At 41.8% G+C, this 15,418-nt stretch carries 15 protein-coding genes; 8 read left to right on the top strand and 7 right to left on the bottom strand.

What is annotated here, in order from left to right; genetic code table 11:
- Nucleotides 1–156 precede the first annotated feature (156 nt).
- The 8 genes from HMPREF9442_RS14755 (at nt 157) to HMPREF9442_RS14720 (ending at nt 9,473) form a co-directional block, all read left to right on the top strand.
- The gene (locus tag HMPREF9442_RS14755; protein ID WP_008630185.1) at nt 157–1,701 is read left to right on the top strand and encodes an MATE family efflux transporter; all 1,545 of its coding nucleotides are present in this window, start codon (nt 157–159) and stop codon (nt 1,699–1,701) included.
- Nucleotides 1,686–2,807 (top strand): polysaccharide pyruvyl transferase family protein, encoded by a 1,122-nt coding sequence (locus tag HMPREF9442_RS14750; RefSeq protein ID WP_008630184.1) that lies wholly within the window; start codon nt 1,686–1,688, stop codon nt 2,805–2,807. The genes HMPREF9442_RS14755 and HMPREF9442_RS14750 overlap by 16 nt, the downstream gene beginning before the upstream one ends.
- Before the next feature lies 1 nt (nt 2,808).
- Entirely contained in the window at nt 2,809–3,681 is an 873-nt protein-coding gene (locus tag HMPREF9442_RS14745) for an SDR family NAD(P)-dependent oxidoreductase (RefSeq protein WP_008630183.1), read from the top strand.
- 27 nt (nt 3,682–3,708) lie between these two features.
- Complete coding sequence (locus HMPREF9442_RS14740; protein ID WP_040603228.1) at nt 3,709–5,451, top strand: thiamine pyrophosphate-binding protein; 1,743 nt, start codon at nt 3,709–3,711, stop codon at nt 5,449–5,451.
- Between the two features lie 74 nt (nt 5,452–5,525).
- Nucleotides 5,526–6,419 (top strand): glycosyltransferase family 2 protein, encoded by an 894-nt coding sequence (locus HMPREF9442_RS14735; protein ID WP_008630181.1) that lies wholly within the window; start codon nt 5,526–5,528, stop codon nt 6,417–6,419.
- Between the two features lie 11 nt (nt 6,420–6,430).
- The gene (locus HMPREF9442_RS14730) at nt 6,431–7,225 is read left to right on the top strand and encodes a glycosyltransferase family 2 protein (RefSeq protein ID WP_008630180.1); all 795 of its coding nucleotides are present in this window, start codon (nt 6,431–6,433) and stop codon (nt 7,223–7,225) included.
- 24 nt (nt 7,226–7,249) lie between these two features.
- Nucleotides 7,250–8,710, top strand: coding sequence for a B12-binding domain-containing radical SAM protein (locus tag HMPREF9442_RS14725; RefSeq protein ID WP_008630179.1), 1,461 nt, complete (start codon nt 7,250–7,252; stop codon nt 8,708–8,710).
- A 7-nt stretch (nt 8,711–8,717) separates the two neighbouring features.
- Nucleotides 8,718–9,473, top strand: a complete 756-nt coding sequence (locus tag HMPREF9442_RS14720) for a glycosyltransferase family 2 protein (RefSeq protein WP_008630178.1) — start codon at nt 8,718–8,720, stop codon at nt 9,471–9,473.
- Here the strand turns inward: HMPREF9442_RS14720 and HMPREF9442_RS14715 are convergent.
- From HMPREF9442_RS14715 to rfbA, 7 genes are all read right to left on the bottom strand, one after another.
- Nucleotides 9,465–10,505, bottom strand: coding sequence for an acyltransferase family protein (locus tag HMPREF9442_RS14715; RefSeq protein WP_008630177.1), 1,041 nt, complete (start codon nt 10,503–10,505; stop codon nt 9,465–9,467). The genes HMPREF9442_RS14720 and HMPREF9442_RS14715 overlap by 9 nt on opposite strands.
- A 10-nt stretch (nt 10,506–10,515) precedes the next feature.
- Entirely contained in the window at nt 10,516–11,418 is a 903-nt protein-coding gene (locus tag HMPREF9442_RS14710) for a class I SAM-dependent methyltransferase (protein WP_040603227.1), read from the bottom strand.
- Between the two features lie 71 nt (nt 11,419–11,489).
- The gene (gene rny, locus HMPREF9442_RS14705) at nt 11,490–13,019 is read right to left on the bottom strand and encodes a ribonuclease Y (RefSeq protein WP_008620564.1); all 1,530 of its coding nucleotides are present in this window, start codon (nt 13,017–13,019) and stop codon (nt 11,490–11,492) included.
- A 112-nt stretch (nt 13,020–13,131) separates the two neighbouring features.
- Nucleotides 13,132–13,434, bottom strand: a complete 303-nt coding sequence (locus HMPREF9442_RS14700; RefSeq protein WP_008630175.1) for a cell division protein ZapA — start codon at nt 13,432–13,434, stop codon at nt 13,132–13,134.
- A gap of 6 nt (nt 13,435–13,440) precedes the next feature.
- On the bottom strand, nt 13,441–13,734 hold the full coding sequence (locus HMPREF9442_RS14695) for a coiled-coil domain-containing protein (RefSeq protein ID WP_008630174.1): 294 nt from the start codon (nt 13,732–13,734) through the stop codon (nt 13,441–13,443).
- Nucleotides 13,735–13,788: 54 nt separating this feature from the next.
- Nucleotides 13,789–14,424, bottom strand: coding sequence for a DUF8491 family protein (locus HMPREF9442_RS14690; protein WP_008630169.1), 636 nt, complete (start codon nt 14,422–14,424; stop codon nt 13,789–13,791).
- A gap of 88 nt (nt 14,425–14,512) precedes the next feature.
- Entirely contained in the window at nt 14,513–15,403 is an 891-nt protein-coding gene (rfbA, locus tag HMPREF9442_RS14685) for a glucose-1-phosphate thymidylyltransferase RfbA (RefSeq protein WP_008630168.1), read from the bottom strand.
- Between the last annotated feature and the right edge of the window lie 15 nt (nt 15,404–15,418).

Here is a 15,418-nt window from a genome sequence, read left to right as displayed (position 1 = left end):
TTTCTAAAGGGTTGGAAATGGTTTTTCTTGAAATCAGATGTTGATAATCAATACTTTTTCGTAACTTTGCCAAAAAGGAGAAAAAAATGGAAGGTGGCAGAGGGTGCTAAGATGAAGGAAATATGTACTTGTGTGTAGCTTCCTTAATGATTATTTATGGATACTAATAAAGAGGCTCAGAATAGTAAACGCATCGCCAAAAACACATTGATGCTTTATATACGCACATTCTTTATCATGATTGTGAATTTATACACTTCCAGGGTAACATTGGATGCCCTTGGGGTAGACGATTTTGGAATCTATAATATAGTCGGTGGCGTAGTAATAATGTTTTCAATCATATCAGCTTCATTATCTAATGCTATTACAAGATATTTGACTTTTGAAATAGGCAATCATAATAAGGCAAAATTAGGGCTTGTTTTTTCTACAAGTGTCAATATACAATTTCTTCTCTCGTTTTTGGTCGTACTTTTGACAGAATTATTAGGAGGATGGTTCTTGTTTAATCGGATGCAGATACCTCCAGAACGTTTGAATGTGGCTTTTTGGGTATTGCAATTCTCATTGTTGACTTTTGTTGTTCAGTTGATAAGTTTACCTTATAACGCCATTATAATAGCTCACGAGAGAATGAATGTTTTTGCCTATGTGGGTATCATTGAGGCTCTACTCAGATTGTCTGCTGCATATGCTATTGTGATTTCATCGTTTGATAAGCTTTTTTTCTATGCCTTATTAGTTGCATTGTCTGCAATAATAGTGAGGTTTATATACGGCTGTTATTGTTCTAAGCATTTTACGGAATGCAAATACCGTTTTGGCATAGATAAAAAATTGCTGAAAGAAATGTTTGGTTTTGCCGGATGGAATTTTCTCGGTACAGGAGCATATATACTCAATACCCAGGGAGTTAATATTGTATCTAATATGTTTTTCGGGGTCGTTGTCAATGCTGCGAGGGGAATTGCAGGGCAGGCGGAGAATGGGGTCAAGCAGTTTATAGGAAATTTTACCACGGCTTTGAATCCTCAAATTATAAAGACCTATGCGGAGAATGATCTTGTAACGTGTTTTAAGATTGTGAGACAGGGGGCGAAGTATTCATATATTTTAATGTTATTCTTTTTTATCCCATTTGTGCTTGAGGCTGATTTTGTGCTTGGAGTTTGGTTGAAGGAGGTACCGGAATATGCTGTGTTATTTTGGCAATTGGCTATGTTGGGGGTCTTGGTAGATTTGCCAGGGGCACCATTGACGACGCTTGCGCAGGCCACCGGAAATATAAAGAAATTCTATATTTATGTCGGTGGGTTAGGATGTGCTGTACTTCCCGCAAGTTATGGATTATTTGAACTCGGATTTCCGCCTGTTGCTGCATACATTACTTATGTTGTAGTTTATACCTATTTGGTTTATGTACGTCTTTTTTTATTGAAAAGACAGATTGGTTTTCCTATACGTCCATTTGTGGTACAGGTTGTAGGAAGAGGGGTTATAGTGACAATTGTTTCGTTTGTTTTGCCTCTTGTTTTGGCTAATACGCTTCAGGAGGGAGGAGAACGGTTTATATATGTTTTTGTCTCAAGTTGTATATCGGTTTGTGTTTCAACTTGGATTATTGGAATGGGCAATAGCGAACGAAAAAAGGTGATTTCATTCGTCAAAAATAAATGTGTTTTATGGATAAGAAAATAAAAATAGCATTAGTGACTTGGCTAGGAACAGGTAATTTTGGTACAAGTTTGCAATCTTATGCTCTACATAAAAAGTTGGAGGATTTGGGCTATGACGTATGTATCCTGCATCCATTTGTTTTTATGAATGGGACATCTTTCTCTTTTTTCCGTTGGTTACTGTATCAGATTAGGAGATATGGCTTGTCGTTGAAGAGAATATTCCGTGCTCGTACTGTCAAGCAGCAAAAATTGGATGTTTTTAATAAAGAGAATTATAATCATAGGATTGTTCATAATTTATCTGATTACCGCTGTTTGTTGTCAGAAGTAGATGTTTTTATGACGGGAAGTGATCAAATATGGAATTGTTGCCATCGTTTTGATTCTTTTATGTTTTTGGATTTTGTAGGGGGCGGGAAGCGGGTTGCTTATGCTTCAAGTATAGGGACAAATTGTGTTCCCAAAAAATATGAAGACCGGGTGAAAGAATTATTGTTCTCATTCCAACATATTGGAGTCAGGGAAGGGTATACGGCTCGATATCTTTCATCTTTATTGGGGAAGAATGTTTCACGGGTTTTGGATCCTACTTTTTTACTTTCATCTCAACAGTGGTTGGATTTTTCCCGGAAAGCTGATATTCCTTTTCGACTTCCATCAAAATATATTCTATGTTACTTTGTGGGGAATAGAAAAGAATACTTGTCTCAAGTCGTAAAAGTACAAAAAACATTGGGTGTACGAGACATTATTCTTTTACCGTCTTTGGAGAGTGGGAGTTTGGAATTGTACCATGCAATGGTGGATGAAAGTGCAGGACCTTATGAGTTTGTACGGTATGTGGCGGAAGCTGAGGTTGTATGTACAGATTCATTTCATGCTTGTGCCCTGTCTGTTAATTTATCAAAGGACTTTGTGGTGTTTAAAAGATTTAAGGATACAGAGCAAGGCTCTCAGAATGGTAGAATTCACGATTTTCTTGATTTGTTCGGGCTTACAGGACGGCTATATGATGATACGGGTATGGATTGGGCTAAGCCTGTAAATTATGGATTGGTACAAGATCTCTTGCAAAAGGAACGGAAAAAGTCTATGGATTATCTTATTCATTCAATAGAGAAATAATATGGTACGTTGGAAAAAATATCTCAAAAGGTTAGGGCGCTTTCTTATCGGTGGATTTCCTGTTCATCATGTGACCGTAGTTACCTTATCTCCAAATGAACTTCTTGAGGGACGTTGTGCTTTGATTACAGGAGGTGCAAGTGGTATTGGATTGGCTATAACAAAGGCTTTTCTGCAGGCTGGGGCATACGTGGTCATGACCGGTCGTGATGAAAGAAAGCTTAAAAAATGCTTTGAGGAATTGGATGGAAGATTTCCCAATAGGGTTTATTTTTATCGTATGGATAATTTGGATGTAAGCTCTTTTGAAGACAGTTTAAGGGAGATACTCACTTTGTTATCAGGAAAAAAGATAGATATACTGGTGAATAACGCCGGTGTGGAAAGCACGGCTATGCCCCATGTAACGGAAAGTGATTTTGATAAAGTTGTTGATACGAATTTGAAAGGAACATTTTTTCTATCCCAATTGTTCGGGAGATATATGGTTGATAATGAAATAGAAGGAAATATTCTGAATATCTCATCTTCTTCCAGTCTCAGACCGGCTAATTCTCCTTATATTTTGAGTAAATGGGGGATAAGGGCATTAACCATGGGGTTGGCTAAATCTTTGGCACCGCATGGAATTGTGGTGAACAGTATCGCGCCAGGGCCTACGCAAACATCTATGTCGAATTTAGATGACGATTCCGACATTACATTGGTTTCCAGTCCTATCGGACGTTATGCCAAACCTGAAGAAGTGGCACAGATGGCTGTAGTCTTAGTGAGTGGGATGGGACGAACGGTCGTCGGAGATACTGTTTTTATGACCGGGGGATTGGGGAATCTTACAGTAGATGATTATAGTCGACGTTATTCTTTTGAATAATGTGGAATGAAAAAAAGTATAAGAAATATGGAAACTTATTATTCTAGTGAAAAGGGTATACAGATACTTGTCAAGCTGTTAAAAGCTCATCATATAAAGAAGGTGGTGACCTCTCCTGGAGGGACTAATATGATGTTGAATGCTTCATTGATGTATGATGGAGGATTTGAAATGTATTCATCGGTGGACGAAAGATCGGCTGCTTATATGGCTTGCGGAATGGCAGAGGAGAGTGGTGAACCTGTTGTACTTACATGTACCGGTGCCACGGCGGCTCGTAATTATATGCCGGGATTAACAGAAGCCTTTTATAGGAAGTTGCCCGTGTTGGTAATCACCGGTACACAAGACTTGAGACGGTTAGGAAATTTGTACGACCAGGTTACGGATCGTAGTGTACATGCCAAGGATATTCTGACTTTTAGTACTTATATCCCGTCAGTACGTGATACGAAGGATGCGGAAAATGCGGCATTGCGCATTAATCAGGCGATTTCGGCTTTGACACTTCATGGCGGAGGACCGGCTCATGTGAATTTGGAAACTACATATAGCCGGGATTTGTCGGTTAAGCAATTGCCGTATGTTAAAGTTGTCAGACGAATTGATTATGATGGGGATTTCCCTCCTTTGCCCCAGGGTAAGATAGCTATATTTATTGGGGCACATCGTCCATTCACAGCAAGAGAGACGGGTTTGATTGATGCTTTTTGTGAAAATAACAATGCTGTGTGTTTTTGTGACCATACAAGTGGTTATAAGGGGAATTTTAGGCAGGTGGATGCTTTGTTGACAGTACAAAATGCACCATGTTTACAGGATATTCGTTTGATGATACATCTGGGGGAAGTTTCTGGTGATCATTTTAATATGGGGGGGAAGGCGCAAGAAGTGTGGCGCGTGAATAGGGATGGACAATTGCGTGACAGATATGGTAAGCTTACTTATTTGTTCGACATGGACGAATCCCATTTCTTTGAGAAGTATGGCCAAAAGCGAAATGTAGGCAAGGGTACACTTTCTTTTTTGAAATCATGTAGAAATGATTATGTCAGATGTTATGAGAAAATTCCGGATTTGCCATTTTCAAATATATGGATGGCTAAACAGTTGTCTTGCAGACTTCCAGAGGGGTGTGCCATACATTTCGGTATTCTAACTTCTTTAAGATCGTGGGATTTTTTTGAGATTCCAAAATCCGTGAATTCTGCATGCAATGTGGGAGGTTTCGGTACGGATGGGACTCTTTCCTCTCTTTTGGGGGCAGCTTTGGTTCATCCTGATAAGTTGTATTTTGGAGTTTTGGGAGACTTGGCCTTTTTTTATGATATGAATGCTTTAGGTAACCGGCATTGGGGGAAAAATATCAGAGTTTTATTGGTAAATAACGGTAAAGGTTGTGAGTTTACTCATTATCTGAATCCTGGTCATATATTTAAAGAAGGTGTGAATCCATATATTGCGGCTGCTGGACATTATGGCAATCAGTCGCGTACATTAGTAAGGGATTATGCCAAAAATCTTGGTATAAATTATTTATCTGCTTCTTCTAAAGAGGATTTTTTAGAAAACATGGGTACTTTTCTATCTACTGAAATTAATAAGTCATACCTTTTTGAGGTGTTTACGCGTGATACAGACGAAAATGAGGCTTTACGTTTGATTACAAGTACCGGATTGGTTGGAGACGTCAAGCAAGTTTTGAAAGAAAAAGTAGGGAATGTAATTGGAGAAAAAGGGATGGAGTTTGTAAAACGTATACTGAAATGATTTGTAATGTCTGAAGAAAATAGTGTGGATATTGTTGTTTGGATGACGGTAATAGAGCCAATTAAAAAGGGGAAATGAAAAAGGTATTGGTTTTAATGTCTACTTATAATGGACAAATGTATTTGAAGGAGCAATTGGTTTCTATTTATGCTCAAAAAGGAGTAGATTGTACTTTGTTGGTACGCGATGACGGGTCTTCGGATTGCACAAAACAGATCTTGGCTGAAGAGGAAAAGAACGGTAACTTACGATGGTATGAAGGGCGAAATGTAGGGCCGGCACGGAGTTTTTGGGATTTGTTGTTAAATGCTCCCAAATGTGAATGGTATGCCTTTTCGGATCAAGATGATGTATGGCATGAAGATAAATTGAAGGCCGCATTAGAACAATTTGGAAATTGTGTGGACAGACCTGCTTTGTATTTTGGACAAACTCAGTTGGTTGATGAAAATTTGTGTCCAATGGATAGTGTAAAGATTCATCCTTTGTTGACTTATGGTGAAGCACTCATGTATCAGTTCGTAGGAGGGTGTACGATGGTATTTAACGATAAACTTAGAAATGAGTTACTGAAGTATACTCCTCGCTATATGAGAATGCACGATGTATGGATTTATGATGTTGCAATGGCATTGGGTGCATGGGTTTGTTTTGATGATAAGCCTTATATCCTATATCGCCAACATTCTCGAAATGCGGTTGGACAAGTGAACTCTTCATTATTCCGGTGGAGAGAAAGAATTGGAAGGTTACGGAAAAATGAAAGGATACGTTCTTCTATTGCCAGAGAATTATGGAATGGTTATGCTGAATTGATGGTGGAAGAACACAAGGAGTTAACGTTTAAGGTGATAAACTATAAAAAATGTTTCAACAAAGTTTCTTTGATTTGCGGACATGAACTTGATTGTGCAAACCATTTTGTGTCCATTTTTGGGAGATTGTCTATTCTTTTTAATTTATTTTGAAAATTTAAATTATGAAATATCCTGTGATTTCTGTCGTTACTATATGTTATAATAGTGTGAATACTTTGGAGGAAACGATAAAGAGTGTGGTGGAGCAGAAGTACCCATATATAGATTATGTAATTATAGATGGAGGGTCAACAGATGGGACTTTGGATATTATAGAACAGTACAAAGAACATTTGGGGTATTTCTGTTCCGAGCCAGACAAAGGCATAAGTGATGCGTTCAATAAAGGTATCTTTCATGCTAAAGGAGATTTGATTGTAATCATTAATAGTGATGATATTTTGCTGCCTAATGCATTGGAGGTGGTTGCAAAGTTTTATGAACCGGATGTGGATGTTTACAGGGGAAACGTGATTATCCGCAACAAAGATACGGGATTTACCGGGCGTGACATCCCCTCTATGAAGTTCCCGTTAATGCCGTTTTTTGTGAATGTAGACCATCAGGGTACTTTTGTAACGGCTGCAGCTTATCGCCGTTGGGGAGGATACGATTTGAAATTCCGTTATATGATGGATCATGATTTTTTAACACGGGCTTATCAGGGAGGGGCACGTTTTAAATACATTCCGGCTGATTTGGCAGAATTTAGATTGGGAGGAGTCTCAGTGGCTCCTATATCTGCAAAGAGATATGATATTGAGCACATTGTGTTGAATAATGGGGGAGGAAGGTGGTTAGCCAAGTTCTGTTATTTTTATTTTTGGGCTTTTGATTGCGTAAAAAGATTAATTATTTGTATCTTTGGCATAGATATGCTGAAACGCATGCATTACGCCAAAACAAATAAGGGGTAAGTGTGTATTTATGAATGATTAAGTATGAAAGTTTATTTTATAAACCCGCCTTTTAAGGCAGAATATGGTAAATTCTCAAGGGAATCTAGAAGTCCGGCAATAACAAAAAGTGGTGCTTTATATTATCCGTTATGGCTGATATACGCTGCTGCTTATGTAGAGAAGAATGGGCATGAAGTATATTTTTTGGATGCACCGGCAAAACCTTTAAATGAGGAAGTAACGTTGACTTTGCTTGCGAATAAGGCGGATGATAATACTTTGTTTGTCTTAGATACCAGTACACCTTCCATAAAAAGTGACGTGAGTTTTGCAGGACGTATCAAGCAAATGTATCCACATTCCTTTCTTGTTCTGGTTGGAACCCATCCTTCTGCATGTGCGGAGGAAACATTAGGATATTCCAAGGCGGTAGATGCGGTGGCGATAGGAGAGTATGATGAAACTATAAAAGAATTGGCTGACGCCATTGAGAACCGGGAAGAGCTTCTGCAAGTAAGGGGATTGTGCTTGAGGCAAGGGGAGACTTTTATACGTACGGGGATTATGCCTTCCATAAAGAATTTGGATGAAATCCCGTTTGCTTCCACTTTTATTAAAAACAACCTGAACGAAAGGGATTATTTCTTTGCGGCGGCTACTTATCCTTCTATCCAGATTTTTACGGGAAGGGGATGTCCGTTCCATTGTAATTTTTGTGTGTATCCGCAAACCATGCATGGACATATATTCAGGGCACGTTCTGCAGAGAATGTAGTGAATGAGTTTGAGTATATTGCGGAGAATTTTCCGGATGTCAAAGAAGTCGTGATAGAGGATGATACTTTCACGGTTAATAAAAAACGGGTTCTGGAAATCTGTAATTTATTGATAAACAAAGGGCTTAATAAACGTTTGAAGTGGCTTTGCAATGCACGGGTAAATTTGGACTATGAAACCATGTGTGCGATGAAAAAGGCGGGTTGTCGGTTGATTATTCCCGGAATCGAATCCGGGAGTCAGCAAATATTAGACAATATAAAGAAGGGAACGAAAGTGGAGCAATTCTATCGCTATGTTTCTGATGCAAAAAAGGCAGGTCTGCTTATTCATGCTTGTTACATGGTGGGTAATTGCGGAGAAACGAGAGAAACGATGAACGAGACTTTGAATTTGGCTTTGAAATTGAATACGGATACGGCACAGTTTTTTCCTTTAATACCTTATCCGGGAACAGAGGCATATACATGGGCTAAATCAAATGGTTATATAGAGTTGGACTATGCAAAATATTGTTTAGCAGATGGAACCCATAATACAGTGCTTTCTTTGCCGGGACTTTCGGCACAAGACATGGTGGATTTCTGTAACAAGGCTCGTAAGAAATATTATTTGCGCTTTAGCTATATCCTTCATAGGTTGAGGGTCGGGTTGGCGTATCCTTCTGATTTGAAGAGGTCTATAAAAGCATTTGGTAAGTTAAAACATTACTTGTTTTCTAAGTAACGTGTCTATGGCGATGGATATGGTATCTGTAATCATGCCGGTTTATAATTCCGGGCGTTTTATAGAAGATTCTATACTTTCTGTGATTTCACAGACTTATTCGTGTTGGGAATTGATTGTCGTGGATGATGGTTCAACAGATAATTCCAAAGATATTGTAGAACAATATGTGAAAAAGGACTCCCGTATACATCTGTTGCAGAACTATAAGCCTTTAGGCATTCCTGCTATTCCAAGGAATATAGGAATACAGCAGGCTAAGGGACGCTTCATCGCTTTTTTGGATAGTGATGATATTTGGTTCCCTACTAAATTGGAGCAACAGGTTCGGTTGTTTAATCATAAAAAAACGGCCATTGTTTTTTCTAATTATGAAAAGATGAATGAAGAGGGGTTTCGGGCAGGTCGAATTATAAAGGCTCCGGATACGGCTTCTTATGAATGTTTGCTTAAAGGTAATGTGATTGGAAACCTGACAGGTATTTATGATGTTGCGAAAGTGGGGAAGGTGCTGTTCAGGCCGATTCATCATGAAGACTACGCTTTATGGTTATCTATTTTAAAGAAAGGCTTTATAGCTCGTAATACGAATACGGTAACCGCTTTATACCGTGTGCGGAAAGCTTCCGTGTCTTCACGGAAGTTAGCCGTGCTCTCTTGGCAATGGAATATTTATATGAATGTGGAAAAAATAGGGATTATAAAGTCTGCATATTATTATATTAATTATGCATGTAGGGCTTTGCATAAGAAATTAATTTGATTTCTTATGCAAAGCTTGTTGGTTGGGAAATAGGATTTTCCGCAAATCGGTAAGGTAGGGAAAATATTGTTGGATAATCAAGTTTATCCCTGTTGCAGCCAGTAGGGCAATGGAAGTTACGGTTAAAGTAAGGGCGTATGAGGCATTGGGAGCGAATAGCGAAATGATGCTGCCGAATAAAGCTGGCATTACTCCGGAGAAGAAGTAAAATATAATGGAGTTCTTTCCAATGTATTCCAACCATTTTACCTGAGGGAGCAGGTGTGAGAGGGTAATGATACAAATAATACTGCATAGGATGGTCAGATATTCCCATAAATGCATGTAGATGTCCGGTATTGTTTTTTGAAGCTGTGCGGGATTTGTAATCATGATACTGTAAAGGTATACGAAAGCTGCTACTCCGAAAACGTAGGGTTTTGATATTATTTTGTTAATTCGGGATTCGTATCTCAAATATATACCGCCCAAGCTCATCAATAAGGTAGAAGCCATTCCTGTTTGATAGTACCAAGGAAAAGAGGAGGGGAAGATACCTCGGAGGTGTATTCCCAAAAGGGACAAAAGAGTGCATGCGACTACATAGAACGCCATATGACTGCGTTGGCTCAGTAACAAAACTGCCAATAAGATTTGTGCGACGGATAAAGCGGAAGTAAACCAATAACTGGTTCCTCCCCATACATCATGAAGGTATTGCCCGAAAGATAGGGGATTCCCGTGGAATATCATTTTGGGGATGTAGATTAAGGTCGAAAAGACGAGGGTGGGGATGACTAACCTGAAAATCACGTTGGCTATCAGCTTATGATATTCCTTTTTTGGAAAACAGATTGTTTCGGGAACTTTCATATATTTTTTGAAAAGCAGGTAGCCGCTAATAAAAAAGAATGTGTTGACATAGAACGGTGTCAGAGCATAACCGTATGAAAAACCTGCATCTCCATAGTAGAATTCACTATGGAGCAAGTAAACGGAAATCATGCAGAGTGCGCGGGCTGTATTGATCCATTTGATATTTTTGCTTTGCATCCTTTTAAATTCATGCCTGTTTGATAAGTTTCTTTATTCTCATCTTCGCTTCCCAAGGTAGGGCTTGTACAATGAATTGTACGGAATTATAAAAAGTATATTTTAACGAAGATTTCAAAGTATAGCTTATTTTTAATTTACCGGCCACTTCCATGAGTGCGTGGCATATTTGCATGCGGTCATGACCTGAAAGATATTCTTCCGATGGTATTTCGGATAGTTTTTTTATTATGGCTATTATATGTCCGTTTTCGTGGCGGGTTACGGTTATGTCTGCGTGTGCACCAAGTAAACCTTGAATGATAGACCTTTCCGTTTTGTTCCAGATGATGAGTTTTCCATTCTCTTCGTCAATGTTATACTGGTGAAAAACTTTATATTGTTCCGTTTCAGCTTCGTTAGGATGATGGTTGAGATATAATATGCCCCCGGTCTTCAGTGTGGAGAAGGCTTCCTGTATGCCTTTTATGGGCATGGCAGAGTGGTCGAGTGCATTTTGGATGATAATCAGGTCTGCGTCGTGGCGGGGAAAGAAGTCCGACAAGTATTCCACCATGCCGAATTCTATGTCCGGCAGGTTACGGTGGTACCTTTTCTTAATGTCATTGAACACATCCGCCAATGGGTCTACGTAATGGAGGTCAAGTGCCGTTTTAGTACCATTAATCTCTATATAGTTACCGGTTGCATAGCTTAATCCGCATCCCACGTCCAAAACTTTAGGTTTGCAGGAAGTGCAGGATGAGAGGAAACGGTTTGCGTCAAAACATTCCAAATCGATGATTCCGCCATAGTTTGACCATTGCATCATTCCGTTGAATGTCTGTTTCCAACGATACACATTGTTCCAAAAAGCCTTTTCATAAGGGATTCCGTCAATCCATTGGCTTATGGCCTTTATATATTTTTCCATGTCCGGCTTTGAATAAATATGCCTTTCCCCTCGTGGTGAAAGGAAAGGCATCATGTTCATGAAATATTCTCTTATTTCGCATAACTTACCGAGCGGGTTTCTCGGATAACCGTGATCTTTACCTGTCCCGGATAGGTCATTTCATCTTGGATTTTCTTGGCAATCTCTCCGCTCAGGCTTTCCGTTTGCTTGTCGTCAATCTTGTCCGCACCCACTATGACGCGCAACTCGCGCCCGGCTTGGATAGCGTAGGTTTTCGTGACACCCGGATAACTCATGGCGATGTTTTCAAGGTCGTTCAGCCGCTTGATGTAGGCTTCCACGATTTCGCGGCGTGCTCCCGGGCGTGCTCCACTGATGGCATCGCACACTTGCACGATGGGAGCGAGCAATGAAGTCATTTCCATTTCGTCGTGGTGGGCACCGATGGCGTTGCAGATATCTGGTTTCTCTTTATATTTCTCGGCCAACTTGGCACCGTAGATGGCGTGCGGCAATTCCGGTTCCTCGTCGGGCACCTTGCCGATGTCGTGCAACAGGCCGGCGCGTTTGGCCTTTTTCGGATTCAGACCCAGTTCCGAAGCCATTACGGCACAGAGATTGGCTGTTTCACGGGCATGCTGCAACAGGTTCTGTCCGTAGCTGCTGCGGTATTTCATCTTACCCACGATACGTACCAGTTCCGGATGCAGGCCGTGGATACCCAAGTCGATGGCCGTACGTTTTCCCGTTTCGATGATTTCTTCTTCCACTTGCTTGGTCACTTTGGCTACCACTTCTTCGATACGTGCCGGATGGATACGTCCGTCGGCTACGAGCTGATGCAGGGCCAGGCGGCAAATTTCCCGGCGTACGGGGTCGAATGCAGAAATGACAATGGCTTCGGGAGTGTCATCCACGACAATCTCCACGCCTGTGGCAGCCTCCAATGCACGGATGTTGCGTCCTTCACGGCCGATGATACGTCCTTTCACTTCGTCGTTGTCAATGTGGAATACGGTCACGCTGTTTTCGATGGCCGTTTCCGTCGCTACGCGCTGTATGCTTTGTATGACGATGCGTTTGGCTTCCTTGTTGGCTGTCAACTTGGCTTCGTCCATGATTTCATTGATGTAGCTTGCCGCGTTGGTCTTGGCCTCGTCTTTCAGGGATTCCACTAATCGTTCACGGGCTTCATCGGCACTCAGGCCGCTGATGGCTTCCAGTTTCTCGCGCTCTTTAGCTTCCAGTTCTTTCAATTCTTCTTCGCGGCGGGCCAGTCCTTGCTGTTGGTTTTCCAACCGTTTGCGGTCAGTTTCTATTTCGCCTTTTTTGCGGTTCAGGTCGTCCTGGCGTTGGTTCAGGCTCAGTTCACGTTGTTTCAGGCGGTTTTCGTGCTGCTGTATTTGTTGGTTGCGTTGCTGCACTTCCTTTTCCAGTTCCGACTTCTTGTTCAGGAACTTTTCTTTCACTTCGAGCAGTTTTTTCTCTTTGATGACTTCGGCTTCTTTGCTCGCTTCTTCGATGATTTGCCGATATTTACCCGTTGCCACATAGCGGAACAAAGCGAATCCTGCTATACATCCGACGATGAGGCAAGCTACGGAGATTATAAATACCATATCTTTTTTTGTTTATAATGAATAATATAAAAATCACGCACCGCTCACCCCGTCCGCATGGTGCGGAGAAAGGGAAACAGTGCGTGTGGTTTTTCCTGTAGAATGAATGTTTTTATTGTGCTTTCGTCCCTAAGGTTTCATCCAAAGTGTCCAACATGCGTTTCATGCTGTCGACGAATGGCTGTGTATCGTTACGGAATTCGTTTTTTTTCAACGAGAGCGCAATGCTCAACGCTGCCATGCACAAATAAATTTCATTGCCCTGATCCGGATACTGGGCTGCGTAGCTGTTGTATCGTTGGTTAATCAGCTTTTCGGCTGCCCGGTAGGCTTCCTCGTCTTTCCGCCGTATGGTGATGGACAAAGGTTGCTGTCCTAATCTCAGGGTTATGGTAAAGTCCTCGCTTACTTCCATGATGTTTTACACATTTAAAAGTGCGATACACTTGTCTACTTCACGCACTAACTTTGATAATCTCGACTTAGCGTTTTTCATGTCTTCGCTACTGATGTCGATCATCTTGGCCGTTTTCAAGTTGGCATAATCTGTTTGCAGGCGGTCGACTTGCGAATGTAGCGCGGCTATGGTGGCGTTTTTTTCTTCCATGATGCGCGACAACGCGGCATAACGATCTTTCAAGGCTTTGTATTCCAACGCCATTTGAGTGACGCGAGCCTCTAATGTCCGTAATAATGCATCTTCTTCTGCTGTCATTTCTGCCTTCTCGTTACAAAATTAAGAAAAAACGTTTAACGTCCCAAGCGTTTTTTATTTTTTCTCGTCCATGTCTTTGGGTTTAGGCTCTTTCTTGGCCAAAAGGACGATGCGGTGGACATATTCGGTCATCCATGCTTCGCTGTACCCTAAACGCATTTGGTATTGGCGGATGTTGACGCAAGTGCGTCGTATGTTGTCATCGCGCCAGTCGTTCTTGGTCATAATCTGATGTACGGTTTTGGCTGTCATGCCTCGCAGTGCCTTGTGGAACATCGAAGGCATGCGGAATTTCCATTGCATCAGGTTGCCCATGAGCATCATCAGGTCTTGGCTGAATCCCTGGAACATAAGCAGATAGTTCTTGATGTCGTTCACATTGCGGCAGTTACGCTTGATGCTGGCATCTATCTCCTTGAAAAAGTTTTCTTCCATGCCGTAGACATCCATCAGCATGGTGCGGCAACGTTTCCTCTCGCCGATGCCTAGCTTGTTGTTTACCGTGGGGACGTGCAGCGTTTGTTTAAAGATGCGCAGGTCCGGTAGTACGGCCAGATTGCTGATTCCCATTTGCATGGCCATTACGGCTTGGTAATATACACGGATGAGGGTCATGAAGTCCTCCATTCCTCCCACTCGCGCGGTTTCTTCTTGGGGAGCTTTGCCCAATAATTTTGCTATTATACCCATTGTATTTTTTATTCGGTTAAATTCAGGGTACAAATATACAAAAAGGTAGGTGCAGAGGCAAGCGAAAACTCAGTTTTCTGTCATCAGTTTATTCTTGCTCGAAAACCTCCTCGCTCAGTCGCATAAGGTATTGTCCGTATTGGTTCTTCAGCATGGGCTGTGCCACTTCACGCAATTTCTCCGCGCTGATCCAACCCTGACGGTAGGCGATACCTTCCAGGCAGGCCACTTTCAGCCCTTGCCGCTTCTCGATGACTTCGATGAAAGTAGAGGCTTCGGAGAGGCTGTCGTGTGTGCCGGTGTCCAACCAGGCGAATCCCCTTCCGAGGGTTTTTACTTTCAGTTTCCTTTCATTCAGGTAGACTTGGTTCACCGTGGTGATTTCCAGTTCGCCCCGGGCCGATGGTTTGATATGTGCCGCTACGTCCACCACACTGTTGGGGTAGAAATACAAGCCCACCACGGCATAGTTGCTCTTCGGCAAATCCGGTTTTTCCTCTATGCTCAGACAGTTGCCGGCCTTGTCGAATTCGGCCACGCCGTAGCGTTCCGGGTCGTTTACCCAATAACCGAATACGGTGGCTTTTCCTTCGCGTTCGGCATTGGCCACGGCTTCACGCAGCATACCGGTGAATCCCGCTCCATGGAAAATATTGTCACCCAATACCAGGCAGACACTGTCGCTTCCGATGAACTCGCGGCCGATGAGGAAAGCCTGAGCCAGTCCGTCGGGAGAGGGCTGTTCTGCATACTCGAAGCGTACGCCAAAGTCGCTGCCGTCTCCCAACAGCCGACGGAATCCCGGCAGGTCGTGAGGTGTGGATATGATCAATATGTCGCGGATGCCGGCCAACATCAAGACCGATACGGGATAATAAATCATCGGTTTGTCGAAAATGGGAAGCATTTGTTTGCTTACGCCTTTTGTGATGGGGTAGAGGCGTGTGCCCGACCCGCCGGCTAATACGATACCTTTCATAATATTATATGTATA

Source organism: Paraprevotella xylaniphila YIT 11841 (assembly GCF_000205165.1).
Taxonomy (GTDB): domain Bacteria; phylum Bacteroidota; class Bacteroidia; order Bacteroidales; family Bacteroidaceae; genus Paraprevotella; species Paraprevotella xylaniphila.
This window is presented reverse-complemented; position numbering and strand designations above follow the sequence as displayed.

What these genes read in the sequence shown, in the direction of transcription:
- HMPREF9442_RS14755 (WP_008630185.1), top strand. Translation starts at nt 157, where the DNA reads ATGGATACTAATAAAGAGGCTCAGAATAGTAAACGCATCGCCAAAAAC.
- HMPREF9442_RS14750 (WP_008630184.1), top strand. Translation starts at nt 1,686, where the DNA reads ATGGATAAGAAAATAAAAATAGCATTAGTGACTTGGCTAGGAACAGGT.
- HMPREF9442_RS14745 (WP_008630183.1), top strand. Translation starts at nt 2,809, where the DNA reads ATGGTACGTTGGAAAAAATATCTCAAAAGGTTAGGGCGCTTTCTTATC.
- HMPREF9442_RS14740 (WP_040603228.1), top strand. Translation starts at nt 3,709, where the DNA reads ATGGAAACTTATTATTCTAGTGAAAAGGGTATACAGATACTTGTCAAG.
- HMPREF9442_RS14735 (WP_008630181.1), top strand. Translation starts at nt 5,526, where the DNA reads ATGAAAAAGGTATTGGTTTTAATGTCTACTTATAATGGACAAATGTAT.
- HMPREF9442_RS14730 (WP_008630180.1), top strand. Translation starts at nt 6,431, where the DNA reads ATGAAATATCCTGTGATTTCTGTCGTTACTATATGTTATAATAGTGTG.
- HMPREF9442_RS14725 (WP_008630179.1), top strand. Translation starts at nt 7,250, where the DNA reads ATGAAAGTTTATTTTATAAACCCGCCTTTTAAGGCAGAATATGGTAAA.
- HMPREF9442_RS14720 (WP_008630178.1), top strand. Translation starts at nt 8,718, where the DNA reads ATGGCGATGGATATGGTATCTGTAATCATGCCGGTTTATAATTCCGGG.
- HMPREF9442_RS14715 (WP_008630177.1), bottom strand. Translation starts at nt 10,505, where the DNA reads ATGCAAAGCAAAAATATCAAATGGATCAATACAGCCCGCGCACTCTGC.
- HMPREF9442_RS14710 (WP_040603227.1), bottom strand. Translation starts at nt 11,418, where the DNA reads ATGGAAAAATATATAAAGGCCATAAGCCAATGGATTGACGGAATCCCT.
- rny (WP_008620564.1), bottom strand. Translation starts at nt 13,019, where the DNA reads ATGGTATTTATAATCTCCGTAGCTTGCCTCATCGTCGGATGTATAGCA.
- HMPREF9442_RS14700 (WP_008630175.1), bottom strand. Translation starts at nt 13,434, where the DNA reads ATGGAAGTAAGCGAGGACTTTACCATAACCCTGAGATTAGGACAGCAA.
- HMPREF9442_RS14695 (WP_008630174.1), bottom strand. Translation starts at nt 13,734, where the DNA reads ATGACAGCAGAAGAAGATGCATTATTACGGACATTAGAGGCTCGCGTC.
- HMPREF9442_RS14690 (WP_008630169.1), bottom strand. Translation starts at nt 14,424, where the DNA reads ATGGGTATAATAGCAAAATTATTGGGCAAAGCTCCCCAAGAAGAAACC.
- rfbA (WP_008630168.1), bottom strand. Translation starts at nt 15,403, where the DNA reads ATGAAAGGTATCGTATTAGCCGGCGGGTCGGGCACACGCCTCTACCCC.